The sequence below is a fragment of the Polynucleobacter sp. Fuers-14 genome (genome assembly GCF_018882045.1).
Taxonomy (GTDB): domain Bacteria; phylum Pseudomonadota; class Gammaproteobacteria; order Burkholderiales; family Burkholderiaceae; genus Polynucleobacter.
The window spans coordinates 1-18,864 of the sequence record NZ_JACVPG010000007.1; the positions used below are offsets into that span (position 1 = coordinate 1).

General features: G+C 47.3%; 18 protein-coding genes. 7 read left to right on the forward strand and 11 right to left on the reverse strand.

The window, feature by feature from the left end:
• The first annotated feature begins 240 nt into the window (after positions 1–240).
• Entirely contained in the window at positions 241–1,620 is a 1,380-nt protein-coding gene (locus ICN40_RS04995) for an APC family permease (RefSeq protein WP_255561197.1), read from the forward strand.
• Between the two features lie 10 nt (positions 1,621–1,630).
• Here the strand turns inward: ICN40_RS04995 and dut are convergent, their stop codons facing one another.
• Genes dut through ICN40_RS05020 form a run of 5 tightly spaced genes read right to left on the reverse strand, consistent with a single transcriptional unit; the run spans position 1,631 to position 7,629 of the window.
• Positions 1,631–2,080 (reverse strand): dUTP diphosphatase, encoded by a 450-nt coding sequence (gene dut / locus ICN40_RS05000; protein WP_215320885.1) that lies wholly within the window; start codon positions 2,078–2,080, stop codon positions 1,631–1,633.
• Positions 2,081–2,100: 20 nt separating this feature from the next.
• On the reverse strand, positions 2,101–3,312 hold the full coding sequence (gene coaBC / locus ICN40_RS05005; protein ID WP_216242583.1) for a bifunctional phosphopantothenoylcysteine decarboxylase/phosphopantothenate--cysteine ligase CoaBC: 1,212 nt from the start codon (positions 3,310–3,312) through the stop codon (positions 2,101–2,103).
• 9 nt (positions 3,313–3,321) lie between these two features.
• Complete coding sequence (gene lspA, locus ICN40_RS05010; RefSeq protein ID WP_216155107.1) at positions 3,322–3,813, reverse strand: signal peptidase II; 492 nt, start codon at positions 3,811–3,813, stop codon at positions 3,322–3,324.
• An 11-nt stretch (positions 3,814–3,824) separates the two neighbouring features.
• Positions 3,825–6,704 carry an isoleucine--tRNA ligase gene (ileS, locus tag ICN40_RS05015; RefSeq protein ID WP_374222781.1) on the reverse strand — a complete coding sequence of 960 codons (2,880 nt, stop codon included), beginning with the start codon at positions 6,702–6,704 and terminating at the stop codon, positions 3,825–3,827.
• Positions 6,679–7,629: a bifunctional riboflavin kinase/FAD synthetase gene (locus ICN40_RS05020; protein WP_072582841.1), complete on the reverse strand. Its 951-nt coding sequence runs from the start codon at positions 7,627–7,629 to the stop codon at positions 6,679–6,681. Before ICN40_RS05020 ends, ileS begins: the two co-directional genes overlap by 26 nt.
• Positions 7,630–7,668: 39 nt before the next feature.
• Here ICN40_RS05020 and purN point away from each other — a divergent pair, with 39 nt between their 5' ends.
• The 3 genes from purN to ICN40_RS05035 are packed head-to-tail and all read left to right on the forward strand — an operon-like array spanning position 7,669 to position 11,076.
• The gene (purN, locus tag ICN40_RS05025; RefSeq protein ID WP_072582842.1) at positions 7,669–8,298 is read left to right on the forward strand and encodes a phosphoribosylglycinamide formyltransferase; all 630 of its coding nucleotides are present in this window, start codon (positions 7,669–7,671) and stop codon (positions 8,296–8,298) included.
• A complete protein-coding gene (locus tag ICN40_RS05030; RefSeq protein ID WP_216242585.1) occupies positions 8,295–9,854 on the forward strand; it encodes an RsmB/NOP family class I SAM-dependent RNA methyltransferase in 1,560 nt (519 codons plus the stop codon). The genes purN and ICN40_RS05030 overlap by 4 nt, the downstream gene beginning before the upstream one ends.
• Before the next feature lie 28 nt (positions 9,855–9,882).
• The gene (locus ICN40_RS05035; protein ID WP_216242587.1) at positions 9,883–11,076 is read left to right on the forward strand and encodes an acyl-CoA desaturase; all 1,194 of its coding nucleotides are present in this window, start codon (positions 9,883–9,885) and stop codon (positions 11,074–11,076) included.
• 90 nt (positions 11,077–11,166) lie between these two features.
• Here ICN40_RS05035 and rpmG read toward each other — a convergent pair whose 3' ends face one another.
• From rpmG to radC, 3 genes are all read right to left on the reverse strand, one after another.
• Positions 11,167–11,334, reverse strand: coding sequence for a 50S ribosomal protein L33 (rpmG, locus tag ICN40_RS05040; RefSeq protein WP_015421876.1), 168 nt, complete (start codon positions 11,332–11,334; stop codon positions 11,167–11,169).
• 11 nt (positions 11,335–11,345) lie between these two features.
• The gene (gene rpmB / locus ICN40_RS05045; RefSeq protein WP_011903570.1) at positions 11,346–11,579 is read right to left on the reverse strand and encodes a 50S ribosomal protein L28; all 234 of its coding nucleotides are present in this window, start codon (positions 11,577–11,579) and stop codon (positions 11,346–11,348) included.
• A gap of 144 nt (positions 11,580–11,723) precedes the next feature.
• Positions 11,724–12,419: a DNA repair protein RadC gene (gene radC, locus ICN40_RS05050; protein ID WP_308281769.1), complete on the reverse strand. Its 696-nt coding sequence runs from the start codon at positions 12,417–12,419 to the stop codon at positions 11,724–11,726.
• 30 nt (positions 12,420–12,449) lie between these two features.
• Between radC and ICN40_RS05055 the strand changes: the two genes are divergently transcribed.
• Together ICN40_RS05055 and ispH are read left to right on the forward strand one after the other, a co-directional pair.
• Positions 12,450–12,896, forward strand: coding sequence for a peptidylprolyl isomerase (locus tag ICN40_RS05055; protein WP_216242591.1), 447 nt, complete (start codon positions 12,450–12,452; stop codon positions 12,894–12,896).
• 3 nt (positions 12,897–12,899) lie between these two features.
• Entirely contained in the window at positions 12,900–13,841 is a 942-nt protein-coding gene (ispH, locus tag ICN40_RS05060) for a 4-hydroxy-3-methylbut-2-enyl diphosphate reductase (RefSeq protein WP_216242592.1), read from the forward strand.
• Positions 13,842–13,844: 3 nt separating this feature from the next.
• On the opposite strand, the gene ICN40_RS05065 is transcribed toward ispH, so the two are convergent.
• Both ICN40_RS05065 and ICN40_RS05070 read right to left on the reverse strand, forming a co-directional pair.
• A complete protein-coding gene (locus tag ICN40_RS05065) occupies positions 13,845–15,038 on the reverse strand; it encodes an acetylornithine transaminase (RefSeq protein ID WP_072582847.1) in 1,194 nt (397 codons plus the stop codon).
• A gap of 77 nt (positions 15,039–15,115) precedes the next feature.
• Positions 15,116–16,156 carry a CDP-6-deoxy-delta-3,4-glucoseen reductase gene (locus tag ICN40_RS05070; protein ID WP_216242593.1) on the reverse strand — a complete coding sequence of 347 codons (1,041 nt, stop codon included), beginning with the start codon at positions 16,154–16,156 and terminating at the stop codon, positions 15,116–15,118.
• A gap of 27 nt (positions 16,157–16,183) precedes the next feature.
• On the opposite strand from ICN40_RS05070, the gene ICN40_RS05075 reads away from it, so the two are divergent.
• Complete coding sequence (locus tag ICN40_RS05075) at positions 16,184–17,080, forward strand: SDR family oxidoreductase (RefSeq protein WP_255561203.1); 897 nt, start codon at positions 16,184–16,186, stop codon at positions 17,078–17,080.
• Here ICN40_RS05075 and ICN40_RS05080 read toward each other — a convergent pair.
• Positions 17,061–18,833 (reverse strand): glutamine--tRNA ligase/YqeY domain fusion protein, encoded by a 1,773-nt coding sequence (locus tag ICN40_RS05080; protein ID WP_072582917.1) that lies wholly within the window; start codon positions 18,831–18,833, stop codon positions 17,061–17,063. The genes ICN40_RS05075 and ICN40_RS05080 overlap by 20 nt on opposite strands.
• Positions 18,834–18,864 lie beyond the last annotated feature (31 nt).

Genomic DNA, 18,864 nt, shown 5'->3' on the forward strand with positions numbered 1-18,864 from the left:
GCTACCCGCTTAAGGCCGCCTGATTTTAAAAACTCTTTAACTACCTTTAGCTTGAACTGCTTGCTGTACTTGCTCATAAAACAAAACCCCCTTGGCTGGACATAACGTCCAACTTTTGGGGGTCAGTTCATCGGGTGGCTTTTTTTATTGCTTGGTTGCAAGCAATGTGCTGAAGTTGGTTGCTCAGGTTATTTAAGAATAGAATCTCTTCTTTAGGCAATTTAAGCAATATTTCTATATATGAGCTCATCCGATGGTTTGGCAAAAAATTCACTAGGCGTTTTTGAGTCAATCATCATGGGTATTGCGGGGACTGCACCCGCCTTTAGCGTTGCAGTAACTAGCGCCGCTATTGTTGCCTCGGTCGGTGTTTTATCTGTAGGAAGCATTTTGTATTGCGGCCTCATTATGTTTGGGATCACCTTAGCTTTCATTCATTTGAGTAAGATTCAGCCTAACGCTGGTGCCGCCTATGCTTGGGTGGGTCATGTTTTTGGACCTGCCTGGGGATTCTTTGCTGGCTGGGGTTTATTGATTGCCTCTATTTTTTTCATGGTTTCGGCAACCATTCCTGCGGCCAGTTCCACCTTGCTGCTCATCGCTCCTGATCAAGCTGAAAATACCCAACTCATTTCAGCAATAGCTGCCGTCTGGTTGACGGTGGTTTCATTAATTGTTGGGCGGGGCATAAAGCATTCCAGTTTTATGCAAATCGCGCTCACTCTTTTTGAGTCAGTTATTTTATTCATCCTGATTGCTGGTGGACTGATGAGTTACTGGTCAAAGCCAGCACACCCACCTTCCTTTGTATGGATTTCTCCGCTCTCTTTTTCTCCGCAACTATTCGCTACGGGTGCGCTTACGGCTATCTTTTTCTTCTGGGGCTGGGATGTCACCATGAACTTAAGCGAGGAGAGTAAGGGTGGACAAAAAAACACAGATGGGGCTGCAGGTAAGGGGGCATTTTGGTCGGTACTGAATATGATGCTTTTCTTTGTGCTGATGATGGTTGTGGTTTTAATGGTCTTAACTGATCGTGAAATTGCCGACTCTGGTACCAATGTCCTTTTTGCAATTGCCAATAAATTATTCCCGGCACCCTGGAGTTATCTTGCAGTCTTTTGCACCATATTTAGTACGGTCGGAACGATAGAGACTCAAATTTTGCAATTCAGTCGCAGCATGTTTGCAATGGCGCGAGATGGTATGTTGCATCCGGTCTACGCAAAAGTGCATGACCAATATAAGACGCCTTGGGTAGCTACTTTTGTTATTTGGTTTTTAGGGGTGATATTACTTTTTTCCTCATCCTTTATGCCTTCAGTGAAAGCAATCTTGACCAGCTCTATTTTGGCAATTGGATTTCAGATTTGTTTTTATATGAGTTTGACTGGTTTTGCTTGTGCTTGGCATTACAGGAAAAAACTCAACGCTGGCTTCGGGTCAGCGATGGCATATGTTTTATGGCCTGGGTTCTCAGGCGCATTCATGGTATTCGTTGGAATTTACAGCATCCCCACTTTTGATGCATTTACTATCATGATGGGAGTTGGAGGTTTGCTTCTGGGTTTTCTGCCCTTAGCGCTTAGTCGCAAAAGAGCGCCCGCTACTACTCGTTAGAGTATTTTAATTAGGCGCGTCCTGTGCTACCAAAGCCACCGGCGCCACGACTGCTCTCGGTGAACTCTTCAACTACCTTGAGCTCTACTTGTTGTACTGGCATGACAACCAACTGAGCCAAACGCTCCATCGGCTCGAGCTTGAATGTGGTGGAGCCGCGATTCCAAGTGCTCACCATTAGCTGGCCTTGATAATCTGAGTCAATTAAACCCACTAAGTTACCGAGCACAATGCCGTGCTTATGGCCTAAGCCAGAGCGCGGCAGAATAAAGGCCGCATAGCGCGGATCTTCAACATAGATCGCCAATCCAGTAGGCACAAGCACTGTTTGACCAGGGGCAATTTCAATCGCTTCGTCAATACAGGCGCGCAGATCTAATCCAGCGCTGCCAGGGGTGCCATAGCTTGGCAACTGATCGCGCATACGTTCATCGAGAATTTTGACTTGGAGAGATTGCATGATGTTCCTAAAACGGGGATTTAAATTTTCTTGGCAACTAGCGCAATGAGTTGGCGTGCGAGCCGAAGCTTTTCTGCTTTAGCAATTTTTTTGCTGCCGCTGGTGTCAATCACGAGCAATTGATTGAGGTCGCTGCCGAATGTATCGGGACCGATGTTGCCAACAATCATCGGAATACCTTTGCGCTGACGCTTCTCATCGGCATGCTTTTCTAGATCCGTTGACTCTGCTGCAAAGCCTACGCAATAGGGGTATGGCTTACCACCTTTAGTTTTCACTGTCTTAGCAACATCAAGCAGAATGTCTGGGTTAGCTGAAAACTCTAAATGAGGTGCTTGGTTACCTTGGCGTTTCATTTTTTCTTTGGCAGGCTTGGCAATACCCCAGTCAGCGACGGCGGCGACTGCAAAGAAAATATCGCAGTCAGCTACGTTCAGAGTGGCTGCATGCATTTCTTTGGCGCTAACGACATTGGTGCGGGTGATTTGTCCGGTAGCTTCAAGTGGGGTACTGAGATTACATGGCCCAGCAATTAAATGGACTTGAGCGCCAGCCTCAACAGCAGCTCTTGCAATAGCAAAACCCATCTTGCCCGAGCTGTGATTGGTGATGCCACGCACTGGATCAATCGCTTCAAATGTGGGGCCTGCAGTAATTAATACTTTTTTACCGGCCAATACTTTTTTCTGAAAGAAGGCAATGACTTGCTCAGTGATTTCTGTAGGCTCAAGCATTCTGCCCATGCCCACTTCGCCACAAGCTTGGAAGCCGCTGGCAGGCCCAAGAAGGATAACGCCATCGTCTGCAAGTCGTTTGACGCTTCTTTGGGTGGCCGCATGCTCCCACATCTGCTTGTTCATGGCCGGCGTGAGCAATAGAGAGCAATCTCTTGCAAGGCATAAGGTGGTCAATAAGTCATCAGCTAAGCCCAGAGAAAGCTTGGCCATGAGATCAGCGCTTGCAGGGGCAATCAGAATGGCATCTGCAGAACGTGATAACTCAATGTGCGCCATATTGTTTGGAATGGTGCTATCCCATTGACTCAAGTAAACCGGATTACCTGTGAGGGCTTGCATAGTTACAGGGGTCACAAATTGCTGTGCAGCCTCGGTCATCACTACTTGTACGGATGCGCCTTCTTGCATGAGTTGACGTGCAAGCTCAGGGGCTTTATAGGCCGCTATCCCACCAGAGATTCCGAGAACGATCTTCTTATTAATAAGTGATTGCATGGCGCCAGCTTAATGGGATTGGGCAGATTTGCCAAATGACTTGCGTAATTCACCCCAAATAATGAGGGTTGCACCGATACAGATGGCGCTATCGGCCACATTAAATGCGGGCCAATGCCAATTGCCATAATGTAAGTCAATAAAGTCGACTACAGCACCATACATCACGCGATCTAAGACATTACCAAGTGCGCCACCCAGAATGAAGCTTAAGGCTATGCAGAGTAGCTTATCGCTTTGGTTTTTATATAGCATCCAAATAATGTAAACGGATGCCGCTAGCCCAAGAATGGTGAAGAACCAGCGCTGCCAACCAGAGCCTTGCGACAGAAATGAAAATGCTGCGCCAGGATTAAAGAGAAGCAACCAGTTTAGAAAAGGAAGAACCGGTTCAGGAGTGCCCATTTGCAAATTAATGAGCGCCGACCACTTGCTAAGCTGATCTAGCAATAGCATGATGACAGCAATTGCTAGATAACGAGGTAGTGCAAGACTTTTCATATAGTTACTACTCAAGCGAAGAGGCGATGATTGCCATCACCAAACAAGTTGCTAATGCAGCGACCACATAATTCTGGGTGATCGGCATTGCTTCCTACTTCTTTGGTGTGATGCCAGCAGCGTCCACATTTTTTATATTGGCTACCACGTACCAAAACTTCTAACCCCTCATTATTTAGTTCTATATTGGCGCCAGAAGTGATGGTTACAAAGCGTAAATCATCCTCTAATGAGTGCAGGATAGCGAAATCAACATCACTGACTTTGATCGTGAGTTCAGCTTGCAATGATGAGCCTACGTTACCTGCTTCGCGCTCAAGCTCAATTGCCTTAGTCACTTCGGAGCGAATTTCACGTATACGATTCCACTTGGCAAGCAATTCCTCAGCATGAGCAATCTCAGGGAACTTGCCAAACTCTTCCATAAAGATTGATTCTGCAGGCTTGCTGCCTGAACCATGGGGGAAGTCTTTCCAGGCTTCCTCTGCGGTGAAGGAGAGGAATGGTGATAGCCATTTTAAGAGATTGCGGGTGATATGGAATAGGGCGTTCTGAGCAGCGCGGCGGTCAGGAGAGTCGGGTGCGTTCGTGTAGAGGCGGTCCTTCAGAATATCCAAATAGAAGCCGCCCAAATCCTCGGAGCAGAAGGATAGTATGCGAGCTACTGCTGGTTGGAATTCATATGCTTTGTAATGCGCTTCAGTATCGCTCTGCAATTGATTGGCAAGAGCAACTGCGTAGCGATCAATCTCAAGCCACTGCCCAGAAGGCATCGTGTGCTTGCTAGGATCAAAATCTGATAGGTTAGCCAATAAGAAGCGCAAAGTATTGCGAATACGGCGATAGCTCTCGGTAACGCGTTTGAGAATCTCGTCTGAGATCGTCATTTCACCTGAGTAGTCGGTAGAGGCAACCCAGAGGCGAATGATCTCAGCACCGAGTTTGTCGGCAACTTGTTGAGGCGCAATCACATTGCCCACAGATTTACTCATCTTGCGGCCTTGACCATCGACGGTAAAGCCATGCGTAAGGAGTGCCTTATATGGTGGCTTGCCATCGAGCATGGCGCCAGTCAGCAATGAGGAGTGGAACCAACCACGATGTTGGTCTGAACCCTCGAGATATAAATCAGCCAAGCGACCGTTTGGTGTTTCTGCGTCAGCAGTTAATAACTCATCACGGTGCGATCCACGAATGACATGCCAATGGGTTGTTCCAGAATCAAACCAGACATCTAAGGTGTCACGGTTCTTTTCATACTGGGCAGCTTCTTCGCCCAGAAGCTCGGCAACTTCCAATTTTTGCCAGGCTTCAATACCTTCTTTTTCTACACGCTTAGCGATTTCTTCGAGTAGTTCAACGGTACGTGGATGTGGTTCACCACTTTCCTTATGTACAAAGAACGCCATTGGCACGCCCCATTGGCGCTGACGTGACAAAGTCCAGTCCGGGCGATTGGCAATCATGCTGTTAAGACGTTGTTTACCCCATGCCGGGAAGAACTCAGTGCTATCGATGCCCGCTAATGCAGTCTCACGCAAACTTGCTTTGCCATCGGACGGTTTCTTGTCCATGCTGGCAAACCATTGTGAGGTTGCGCGATAAATAATAGGCGACTTGTGACGCCAGCAATGCATGTATGAGTGGGTATACGTTTTATCACGCAGGAGACTGCCTGCTTCGCGCATAGCTTCAACAATTTTGGGATTGGCTTTCCAGATATATTCATTGGCGAAGAGTGGCAACCAAGATGCGTAAACGCCATTACCCATGACTGGATTCAAAATATCTTTATCAGCAAGCTTATTGGCTTTACAAGACTTAAAGTCCTCTTCGCCATAAGCGGGCGCAGAGTGAACAATGCCAGTACCGGTATCTAAGGTAACGTACTCTGCCGGATAAATAGGTGAGAGACGCTTATAGCCCTCATGCAATGGCGCTAGCGGATGCCAGAAAGAAATGTTTGCCAATTGAGCACCCTGGCAATTGGCAATCACTTCGCCCTCTAGACCATAGTCTTGCAAACAAATCTCAACTCGGTCCTTTGCCAGAATTAATAACTTGTTGCCAACATCTACTAAGGCGTAAGTAAGTTCTGGGTGGACATTCATTGCTTGGTTGGCAGGAATGGTCCAAGGGGTTGTTGTCCAGATGACAATTTGACCTGGTTTATTTGGTAGCTCGGCAAGTCCAAATGCTTTTGCTAGCTGTGGGCGCTGTGCATTATCAAAGGCAAAGCCAACATCCACCGTTGGGTCAGTTTTATCTTGGTATTCCACTTCCGCTTCAGCTAGCGCGGAGCCACAATCAAAGCACCAGTTCACCGGTTTCAATCCGCGGAAGACATATCCTTTTTCCCAGATTTTCCCAAGGGCGCGAATTTCATCAGCCTCATTGCGGAAGTTCATAGTGAGATAGGGGTTATTCCAATCACCTAATACACCTAAGCGTTCGAAATCTTTCTTCTGTTTTTCTACTTGAACATGAGCATAGGCACGCGCTTTAGATTGCACTTCAGCAGTTGGTAAATTCTTGCCAAATTCTTTTTCAATCTGAATTTCAATCGGCATGCCATGACAATCCCAGCCGGGTACATAAACAGAGTCAAAGCCCATGAGCCAGCGTGATTTGACGATCATGTCTTTCAAAATCTTGTTTACTGCGTGTCCAATATGAATATCGCCATTTGCATAAGGAGGGCCATCATGCAGAATGAATTTTGGTTGATTGGCATGGGCCGCACGAATCTTTTCGTAGAGCTTGTTTTTTTGCCAGCCAGCTACCCATTGTGGTTCGCGCTTAGCTAGATCTCCTCGCATTGGGAAAGAAGTATCTAGTAGATTGACGGGATAAGAGTTTTCTTTTTCAGACATAAGCTTTTTTCTGGAAATAATTTCTGGCATGCGTTGCATCTGCTGCAATCGCTTGTGTAAGGGTTTCGAGGTCCGGATACTTCGCCTCATCACGGATTTTTTCTAATAGTTCTACGGTAATAATTTTTCCGTAAACATCCGCGTTGTAATCAAAAATGTGAGTTTCTAGCAATACTCTGCCTTCATCTTCCACTGTTGGTCTAACACCCAAGCTCGCCACAGCAGGCAGTGGCTTATCGCTTAAGCCTAACACTTGTGCAGTGAAGATTCCGGTCGTTGCCGGTTTGCGATGGTGGAGATGATTGGCAACCGCTAAATTCAAAGTGGGGAACCCAAGTTGACGTCCTAGCTTCTGACCATGAAGCACGTGCCCAGATATTCCGTAAGGACGCCCTAATAATTTTTCTGCTAACTGCATGTCACCAGAAGCTAGCGCAGTACGAAGTGCAGAACTAGAAATACGCTCACCATTTTCTTGAATGGTTTGGATGCTAGAGACTTTAAAGCCATATTTTTCACCAGCAGCTTTTAGGCTGGCAAAGTTGCCTGCACGTTTTGCACCATAGCAAAAATCATCACCAATCAAAATCCATTTAGCGTTCAGTCGTTTCACAATAATTTCTGAAACAAATTCTTCGGGCGACAGTTTGGCAAAAGCAGAGTTGAAGTGCTCTACAACAACACGATCTATTCCAAGCTCGGCAAGTGCGGCTAATTTGTCGCGCAAATTCAGAATGCGGGGAGGGGCTTGTTCGGGTGAAAAGAATTCTTTTGGATGAGGCTCAAAGGTCATTACACAACTAACCAGGCCTTGATCCTTGGCTCCATCAACCAACTCCTTGAGTAGGGCGCGATGACCCCTGTGCACGCCATCGAAATTACCGATGGTTAGGGCACAAGCTGGTCCTGCAGAAAACTGGGTGGGGCCACGGAATACGTTCACAAAATCGCTTTCAGGGTAGCCATCAATTATATTGTGGGCATGCCTTCTATCGTCACCTTAATCTCCGGCCGCGGATCTAATTTCGAGGCTATCGTCAAAATGGCTCAAAAAGAGCAATGGCCAGTCACTTTTGCTGGGGTTATAGCGAATCACTCGGCGGCTAAGGGCCTTGATTTTGCTCGCTCGCAGGGTATTCCGGCCTTTACCATTGAGCATAAAGAGCACGCGACCCGAGAATCCTTTGATGCTGCCTTAATTGCGCAGATTGATGCCTTAGGGGCTGATTTGGTGGTTCTTGCAGGCTTTATGAGAATTTTGACTCCAGGCTTTATTCGCCATTTTGAGGGTCGCTTGATCAATATCCATCCAGCCTTGTTGCCCGCCTTCCCCGGTTTACATACCCACGAGCGGGCTCTGGAGGCTGGAGTGAAAGAGCATGGTGCCACCGTGCACTTCGTGAATGAGGGTGTGGATGAGGGTCCAATTATTTGTCAGGCCTCCGTTCCAGTGCTGGAAAGTGATGATGCGGACACCTTGGCCGCCCGTGTTTTGGCTGCCGAGCATCAAATTTATCCGCGGGCCGTAAAATGGTTCCTCGATGGACGATTGCGAATTGAAGGTAATCAAGTGAAGTTACAACCCCCGGAGTCGCAATTTTTTAAATTATGAGTGCAGAACGTCCACCCCGCAGATCTGGCAGCAGACTAGCCCCACACAAAAGTTACGCGACTAAATCGAAAGATCCATTGCGTCGTCCTGAGCGTCGCAATGCCAGTGGTAATTTAATTGCGCCAGAAGGCCAAAAGAATTTTTCCAATGCGAAAGCATTGCCGCAGCATGCAATTCATCTCGAGCGTTTACTTCCCGAGTTGCTGAGTTTTGAACAGCCAGCTGACCGAGTAGTCAGTCGTTATTTCAGAGAAGAAAAACAACTTGGAAATCGCGATCGTGCTTTGATTGCTGAGAGTGCGTTCGCCATATTGCGTCGTAAAAATGAGTTCTCTCAATTTGCTTCGAGCGGCGAAGGCTCTCAGCCTAGACGCTTAGCCCTATTGGGTTTGCTGTCTGCGCTGTCTGAAGGCGGCTTGGGGTCTGCTAATCGTGCAGAGAGCGCTATCGCCGACTTGGCACATGTTCTTAAGCCTGGTGAATATGAGTGGCTGCAACGTTTTGCAACGGTTGATCCTGCGACATTAAATCCTCTTGTGCGCAACAATTTGCCAGAGTGGTTATGGGATGCATTTGGAAAATATCCTGGTGAAGAAGCTCGTGAAGAGTTGGCTAAGTCATTAATGCATCCAGCACTGTTAGATTTACGTGCGAACACCATGAAAACCAATCGCGAAGAACTGCTTGTGCAGATGAATGCATTGGGCGGTCGCTATCAAGCAATACCAACTCCTTACGCGCCTGATGGCGTGCGCATTATGGGCAAACCTGCTCTGCAAAATACTGCTGGTTTTAAAGCCGGCATGTTTGAAGTGCAGGATGAGGGTAGTCAGCTTTTGGCTTACTTACTCGCACCTAAACGTGGTGAGATGGTTGTTGACTTTTGCGCTGGAGCCGGCGGCAAGACTTTGGCCATTGGGGCGATCATGCGCTCTACAGGGCGTTTGTATGCTTTAGATACATCAGAGCGTCGTTTAGCGAATTTGAAGCCAAGGCAGGCACGTAGTGGCCTTTCTAATGTGCATCCAGTGTGGATTGATAGTGAGAATGACGCCAAGATCAAACGCTTGGCCGGCAAGATTGATCGTGTCCTAGTGGATGCCCCTTGTAGTGGCATGGGTACCCTGCGCCGCAATCCTGACCTGAAATGGCGCCAGACCCCCGCTGGAGTGTTGGAGCTCAATCAGAAGCAGATGAATATCTTGGCCTCAGCTGCGCGCTTGCTAAAACCAGGCGGACGCTTGGTTTATGCCACCTGCAGCCTGTTACCCCAAGAGAATCAAGCTATTGCCGAAGATTTTCTGGCAAAACATCCTCAATTTGAGGCTGTTCCGGCAGCTGAAGTTCTTAAGCCGTTGTTTCCTAAGGATAAATTACCGATAGGTTGTAGTTCGGATAATCCTTGGTGGCAGTTATGGCCCCATATTCATGGAACGGATGGCTTCTTTGGTGCTGTATTCCAGAAGAAAGCTGCTGCCCCAGTTGCCGAGTCAGAAAAAGATGCCCAAAAAGAGACTAAGGTCAAAAACAAGAAGACTCCTAAAGAACTAAAATAGAGTTTTAGACCTCTTTAGGGATTCCCTTTTGAATACAGCTTCAGGTTTTGATTTGTTCCTCCATTGGCTTGCTAATGGATATTTGGATTGGTCATGGTGGAAGATAGTTGTTTTCACCTTAATTGTTACGCACATCACAATTGCTGCGGTGACCATTTTCTTACACCGCTGCCAAGCGCACCGGGCATTGGATTTGCATCCGATCGTTTCTCACTTCTTCCGTTTTTGGCTTTGGCTAACAACCGGCATGGTTACCAAAGAGTGGGCGGCGATTCATCGCAAGCATCATGCTAAATGTGAAACTGTTGATGATCCTCATAGCCCACAGGTTTTGGGTATTAATACAGTGCTCTCTCGTGGCGCAGAACTCTATAAACAAGAAGCAGCCAATCAAGAGACCTTGGATAAGTTTGGTCACGGCACTCCAGATGATTGGATCGAGCACAACATCTACTCCAAGTTTTCTTGGCAGGGCGTTGCCATCATGCTCATCATTGATGTATTTTTGTTTGGCGCGATTGGTTTAACAGTTTGGGCAGTACAAATGCTCTGGATTCCGATTACTGCAGCTGGCATCATTAACGGTATCGGTCACTATTGGGGCTACCGTAATTTTGATAATGAAGATGCTTCCCGAAATATTGTGCCTTGGGGTATTTTGATTGGTGGCGAAGAGCTACACAATAATCATCACACCTTTGCAACGAGCGCGAAGCTGTCGAACAAGTGGTATGAGTTTGATATTGGTTGGATGTATATTCAGATCATGAGTTCAGTTGGCTTGGCTACTGTGAAGAAGACGCCGCCTAAGCCGGTACTAAGCGATTTGCGTCCTGCTGACCAGAGCACTTTAGAAGCCATCATTGCAAACCGCTATGAAATTATGGCGCGCTACAGCAAGACATTGCGCAACTTCTTTAGTAATGAAGTGCAGCATATGCAGGTCTTAGCTACGCATTTAACTGATGCGCGTACTTGGCTGGCCAAAGATGAAACTCGTTTAACTGAGCAAGAGAAAGTAAAGCTTGAGGAGCTCATGGCGAGCAATGCTCAGCTACGTAAGATGATTGAGATGCGTCGTGATCTACAGGCTATCTGGGGTCGCTCTAATGCCACTAAAGAGCAGTTACTCTCTCAGTTGCACGCCTGGTGTCAGCGCGCTGAAGAAAGTGGCTTAACAAGCCTACGTGAGTTCTCATTGAGATTGCGTCGTTACGCTTAAAGAAAAATTTCAAACCAAGCGCTTAGAAGAATTTCTAGACAATAAAAAACCCGCTGATGTAGCGGGTTTTTTATTTGCTGAAAGAAGTAATTACTTCAGCTTTGTTTCTTTGTAAGCAACGTGCTTGCGAATGGTTGGATCAAACTTCATGATCTCCATTTTCTCAGGCTTTGTACGCTTGTTTTTTGAAGTTGTGTAAAAGTGACCAGTACCTGCTGATGACTCTAACTTGATTTTTTCTCTGCCGCCTTTAGCCATTTGTGCGCTCCTTAAATTTCGCCACGTGCACGAAGATCAGACAACACAGCATCGATGCCGTTCTTGTCGATAACGCGCAAACCAGCATTGGTTAAGCGCAAGCTAATCCAACGGTTTTCAGATTCAACCCAGAAACGACGATTTTGCAAATTCGGCAAAAAGCGACGCTTCGTTTTATTGTTTGCATGGGATACATTGTTGCCAACCATCGGCTTCTTCCCAGTGACTTGGCAAACTTTTGCCATGACATAACTCCATTAATTGCGAAAAAAGAAGATTGTATCAGTCTCAGCCTATTTTCGGCTAGCCCTAAATGGCTTTGTTTGGGGGGAATTGAGCGCAAAGGGGGTATCTAGGCAGAAAATTGCCTATCAAGTTAGCATTTACTATCATTCAAGTCCAATATCCATAAGCCCAGAGTCAGAAAAAGAGAAAAAACCGCTGCCACTCACAATACAGTGATCTAGGAGCTGAATATCTACCAGTTGCAAGGCATTTGCTAGTACTTTGGTGAGTTTTTGATCTGCTTCGCTCGGTAATGGATTGCCGCTGGGATGGTTATGGGCAACGATGAGGGCGCTAGCATTTTTAGCAAGGGCTTCTTTTAGGATTTCACGGGGGTAGATGGCTGTTTGGGTAATAGACCCCCTAAAAAGCTCATCACACTCAATCAAGTGAAGTCGGGAGTCTAAGTAGAGGCATAGAAAGACCTCATGGGGGAGGCGGCCAATTTTGGCCTGCAAAAACTCCCTGACGTGGTTAGGCGATGAAAAGATGGGGTCATGGGTCAAGCCATCCTCTAGGCTTCTCTTAACTAGCTCATATGCCGCCTGAATTTGAGACCATTTAGAAAGCCCCATGCCATGGAGGCGTGTAAATTCTTCGGGAGTGCTGGCTAATAGTCGGGGGAGGCTCCCAAAGTGATGCAGTAGATCCTTGGCAAGGGCAACAGCACTTTTACCCTTAACCCCAACCCGCAAAAAGATGGCAAGTAGTTCTGCATCAGAAAGTGACGCTGCGCCATTTAAGCGCAGTTTTTCTCGAGGCTGCTCATTTTTTGGCCAGCCCGTAATGGGGGAATGCACGGCCAGCGCAGGCCTAGATACAATCACCTTATGACTAAGCTTACTGTTTTGCCTAATTCCTATCTGACCCTCAACTATCGGCTCACTTTGCCCAGTGGGGAGGATTACATCAACACTTTTGTCGATCGTCCTGCGACGGTTTTGATGGGGTCTGGACAATTTGCTCCTTGCTTTGAGAATGTATTGTTAGGTTTAGGTGTTGGTGAGAAAAAAAGTGCATTGCTTGCGCCGGAAGAAAGTTTTGGTGAGCGCAAAGAAGATTTAGTGCAATGGGTATCTTTGAAGGCGCTTAAAGAGGGTCGCGATGACGATGTGGAATTTAATCCTGGTGATGTGATTGAGTTCAATGCACCAGGCGGCGCTCAATACGCGGGTGTACTGCAATCGATTAATGAAGAGGGAGCCTGGTTTGACTTTAATCACCCTCTGGCAGGCAGACCAATTACTTTTGAAGCAGAGATTGTGGCGATCTTGTAAACCATGAGCGACTCTAATAACCCAGAAATTTTGATGGCTCAGCCGCGGGGTTTTTGCGCAGGCGTAGATCGTGCAATTAATATCGTGAATGAGGCACTCATTCGTTTTGGTGCACCAATATATGTGCGCCATGAAATTGTTCACAACGCTTATGTAGTTAATGAGTTGCGCGAGAGGGGCGCGGTATTCGTAGAAGAATTGTATGAGGTTCCCAAAGGTGGCATTGTTGTATTTAGTGCTCATGGCGTTTCTCAGGAAGTTCGTAGGGATGCTGAAGCGCGAGGTTTGCAGGTATATGACGCTACATGCCCCCTGGTTACTAAAGTGCATCTTGAGGTTGTCAAGATGTGTAAGGACGGCTACACGGTATTGATGATTGGTCATGCGGGTCACCCTGAAGTCGAGGGAACGATGGGGCAAGTCAAGGAGGGGGTTTTCTTAATCGAGAAAGTGGGCGATGTGGGTTCTTTGCCTTTCCCGGCTGATGAAAAGATTGCATTTGTTACCCAGACAACACTCTCAGTAGATGAGACAAAAGAAATTGTCGATGCGCTAACGATGAAGTTTCCCAATATTGTTCAGCCCCGTAAACAAGATATTTGTTATGCCACTCAGAATCGTCAAGATGCTGTGAAATTTATGGCGCCTCAGGTTGAGGTCGTTATTGTGGTGGGAAGTGCGACAAGCTCGAACTCTAATCGCTTGCGTGAGCTTTCTGAAAAGCTAGGCGTTCCTTCTTACATGGTGGATGCACCAGAGCAGCTCAAGCCGGAATGGTTTGCTGGTAAAAAACGGGTTGGTTTAACTGCGGGCGCATCAGCGCCAGAGAGTTTGGCGCAATCGATTGTGAGTCGCATTCAGGAGTTCGGCCCCAGACAGGTTCGGGCACTTGATGGGGTAATAGAGGAAGTGACTTTCTCTCTACCCAAAAATCTAACTGGGTAGAGCTTAGTCGACTTGCTTTAGCAGCTCACGTAGCATATTACACATCTGACGAATTTCATCGTCTGATACATTTAAAGCAGGCATAAAGCGCAACAAGTTTGGTCTTGGTGAATTAATCAACAATCCTTCGGGGCTGCGATCTCTGGCAAGATCAACCAGTTTTGGGCCAATATCTTTTCCAAGCATTAATGCGCGCAGTAATCCTTCGCCACGCTCACCTTCAAGATTAAATTCTGCGCAAAGCTTGAGTAATTCAGACTTAAGTAATTCACCTTTAGCTTTGACGCTATCTAAAAAACCTGGGGCTAACAGTTGCTCAATGACGCTAATACCAACAGCAGTCATGAGGGGGTTGCCGTTATAGGTTCCACCTTGATCGCCAGGTACAAAGCAAGCTACCGCATCTGTTGCCAATAGGGCTGCTAGAGGAACGCCTCCACCAATACCCTTGCCCAAAGTCATGATGTCTGGCTCGATGCCGTAGTTTTGGTAAGCAAAGAGCGCGCCGGTACGGCCGCAACCAGCCTGTACTTCATCGGCAATTAACAGAATATTATTTTCTTTAGTGAACTTACGTAGTTCACGCATAAATTCTTGAGTCGTTGGAATCACGCCACCCTCGCCTTGCACGGGTTCAAGCATGACTGCAACGGTTTTGTCGGTGACAAGTTTCTTAACTGACTCTAAATCATTTAAATCCGCTTTAGGAAAGCCTGCTACTTGCGGAGCAAACATCGTGTCCCAGTTTGGCTTTCCAGAGGCGCTCATTGTGGCTAGTGTGCGGCCATGAAAGCTGTGATCAAACGTGATGATCTCAAATGCGCCAGATTTATTGAGTTGGCCCCATTTGCGCGCTAATTTAATGGCGCCTTCATTCGCTTCAGCTCCGCTATTGGCAAAGAAGACTTTGTCAAAGCAGCTGTTCTCAGTCAGTAGATTGGATAAGGCAATCATCGGTTCGTTAAAGAATGCCGGACTAGGATTAATGAGCGTCTTCGCTTGTTTATTGAGCGCCTCAATCATTCCTGGGTTGCAGTGACCTAAGCAATTAACGGCCCAGCCTTGCAAGAAATCCAAATAGCGTTTCCCATTGTTATCAGTGAGCCATGAACCCTTACCTTCGACCATGATCACATCAGGGCGCGGTGTAATAAACATGACTGAGTGGGTATCGATCGTCTGGGTTGGCTTATTCATGCTGATTTAAGGGGTGAGGGTGACAGGGTGAAATGAAGTTTCTATTATCTAACCGAATGGGTTTTATGGCGCAGGACTTATGCGGTGGCTACATCAGCCGCGCTGGTGAAGGAGTCAGCAAAGAACTCCTCCTCTGGTAATTGACACTTGGATGAGAAGTCATTTCTGGCGGCATTGACCATGACTGGGGCGCCACAGGCATAGACCTGGAAGCCCTTCATATCAGGATGGTCAGTCATCACAGCTTGATGCACAAAGCCAGTGCGACCTTGCCAGCCATCCTCTGCAAAGGCATCTGAAATCACTGGGATGTATTTAAAGTCAGCAATTTCTTTTTCCCAGGCTTTGCACAAATCATCTAAATACAGATCACTAGGGCGACGGCCACCCCAATACAAATGAATGGGTCGATGAATCTTTTTCGCCCGCATTTGTTCGATGATGGATTTGATTGGGGCAAAGCCCGTGCCAGCTGCAACAAAAATAATTGGTTTCTTAGAATCTTCTCTTAAGAAAAAGCTCCCCAAGGGACCTTCAAAACGAAGAATATCTTTTTCTTTTAATGCGGGCGTGATGGCACCAAACACAAAGTCAGTAAAGAGGCCGCCTGGCAAATGACGAATATGCAACTCAAGCGGACCTTCTTGCTCAGGCGCGATGGCGATTGAGTAAGCGCGGCGTTGGCCATCCTTAAGGAGAAACTCCAAATACTGCCCAGCTAAGAACTGAAAGCGTTCTGCAGCGGGTAATTGAAGCTTGAGAATGGCGACATCACCACTAGGTTTGGTAATTGCGTTGACTCGGCAAGGCACCTTACGAATCGCAATATCGCCCGCTCCTTGGACTTCACGAGCTTCAATCAGCAGGTCTGATTGGGGATGGGAGCAGCAAAACAGAATGCCACCCGCAGTCTCATCGGCCTTGCTCAGAGCGCTTTCACTATGCTGGCCATGAGTGACTTGACCTTCTAAAACTTTACCTTTGCAAGAGCCACAGGCACCATTTTTGCAGCCATAGGGCAGGTTGATACCTTGACGAAGAGCGGCCTCCAGAAGATTTTCATCTGAATTGACAGTAAATTGTTTGCCGCTCGTTTTGAGCGTGACCTGATAAGACACTCTCATTCCTTTCAATAAATCGTTACGATGTCACTTATGCAATCTTTTGGTAAGCCTTCAATCCTGATTATTGGCTGCGGAGACATCGGTCTTCGGGTAGCCAAACAACTTTCGCGAAGCCACCGTGTCTTTGCGCTCACTTCTCAACAAAATCGCTTTCAGGAGTTGAGGGCGGTTGGCGCGATTCCTATTTTGGGTAATCTGGATCATCCAGAGTCTTTATGGCGCCTTAGCGGTTTAGCTCAAACCGTCATTCATCTAGCGCCACCGCAAAATGGTGGAAATCGTGATTGCCGAACCCGCAACCTTCTCCGAATTTTAGCCCAAGGCTCCAATGCCGTCAGGCGCCTGATTTATATCAGCACCACCGGTGTTTACGGTGATCATAGGGGTGGAAAGGTGAGTGAGGCTACCCCAGTAAGCCCCCAAAGTGAGCGTGCGCAAAGAAGGGTGGATGCCGAGAGAATTCTCCGTTTATGGGCGCCCGCCCATGGAGTGACTTTGACTATTTTGCGCGTCCCGGGAATTTATGCGGCAGACCGCTTGCCGATTGAGAGGCTTCAGGCGCAAACACCCGCATTGCTGCCAGAGGAAGATGCTTATTCCAATCATATTCACAGCGATGATTTGGCAAGGTTAGTGTGTGCAGCGGTTTATCACGGCAAACCCCAGCGCATCATTAATGCCTGTGATGGTGGCGAGACCAAAATGGGTGATTACTTTGATGAAGTGGCGGATGCTTTTGGTCTGGAAAGGCCAGCCAGATTGCCTGGCGGCGAGTTGCAAAAAATTGTTAGTCCGATGCTTTGGTCCTTTATGCGCGAGTCACGCAGGGTTACCAATCAGCGCCTACCGGAATTAAAAACACCGCTACGCTATCCCAGCGTAGGACATTTTCTAAAAACTATTTCCAAGAATCCTTGAGGCCAACCGTACGGTTGAATACTGGTTTGCCAGGTTTGGAGTCATTCTTGTCTGCAACAAAGTAGCCGTGACGCTCAAACTGGAATTGATCTTCTGCTTTGGCATCTTTCATGCAGGGTTCTAAGTAAGCGGCAATTGTTTGCTTTGAATTTGGATTGATCGATTCTAAGAAATTCTTGTCACCACTATCTGGGTGGGGGTCGCTAAACAGGTGATCGTATAGACGCACTTCTGCAGGAATCGCTTCAGCCGCGCTAATCCAGTGAATATTGCCCTTGACCTTGTAGTTATTAGAGCCAGCGGTGCCGCTCTTGCTATCGGGAAAGTGTGTCACGTTGACTTGGGTGACATTCCCTTGTGCGTCGGTTTCAAAACCAGTGCATTCCACCACAAAGCCATGGCGTAAGCGAACACGGCTACCAGGCTGATCTCCAATCGGTGGATAAAGTCTGAAGAATCCCTTGATGGGTTCCTTCATAAAGTCGTCTGCTTCAATCCACAGTTCGCGCGTGAAATGAAATTCACGATTGCCCCACTCGGGTTGATTCGGATGGCGTGGAGCAGAGCATGCTTCTTTTACTGAGGCATCAAAGTTTTCCACTACGAGCTTGAGTGGTTTGAGTACCGCAGTAGCGCGTGGAGCCCTGACTTCTAGATCATCGCGTAATGCTTGATCAAGGGTGCTCATATCAATCCAGCTATCAGCTTTAGAGACACCAATGCGCTCGCAAAATAAGCGAATACTTTCAGGAGTGTAACCACGGCGACGAATGCCTACGATGGTTGGCATTCGAGGATCATCCCAACCCTCAACATGCTTTTCTTCTACAAGCTGCAGTAACTTACGTTTGCTGGTGATGGTGTAAGTCAGGTTGAGGCGTGCGAACTCATATTGATGTGGCACCGGGTCCTTAAAGACACCCAATTCTTTTAATGAATTCACAATCCAATCGTACAAGGGGCGGTTGTTCTCGAACTCTAGTGTGCAGATGGAGTGGGAGACATTCTCTAATGCGTCAGAGATGCAATGTGTGAAGTCATATAAAGGGTAAATGCACCATTTGCTGCCAGTGCGGTGGTGATCGGTATGGCGGATGCGGTAAACCACGGGATCACGCATCACAATGTTGGGATGCGTCATGTCAATTTTCAGGCGCAATACATGCTCGCCATCCTTGAACTTCCCATCACGCATTTCGCGGAACAAGGAGAGATTCTCTTCTGGGCTGCGATCGCGGTAAGGACTATTTTTTCCAGCTTGGCCAAAGTTACCTCGATTGGTATGAATGTCATCAGCACTTTGGCTATCGACATACGCTTTGCCATTCTGAATCAAGATTTCGGCAAACTCATAGAGTTTGTCAAAGTAGTCGCTTGCGTGATAAAGGTGGGTCCCCCAATCAAAACCTAGCCACTTCACTGCATCCAAAATGCTGTCGGCGTATTCCACATCCTCTTTAACTGGGTTGGTATCGTCTAGACGCATATTGCAGCGCGCACCCCCAGCTTGATTATTGTAATCAGCAGCTAATCCAAAGTTCAGACAAATGCTTTTAGCGTGACCAATATGTAAGTAGCCATTAGGCTCTGGTGGAAAGCGGGTGATGATCGATGGGATAGATTCCCCAGCAAGATTGGTGCGCTGTGCAAAAGCCCCGCTTGCCAAATCATGATCGATGATCTGACGCAAGAAATTAGACGATTCGGCTACAGCGCCGGCATTTGCTTTGGAAGGTTTGCTATCTTGGGACATAGCCACATTGTAGAGAAAACCCCCGCCCATA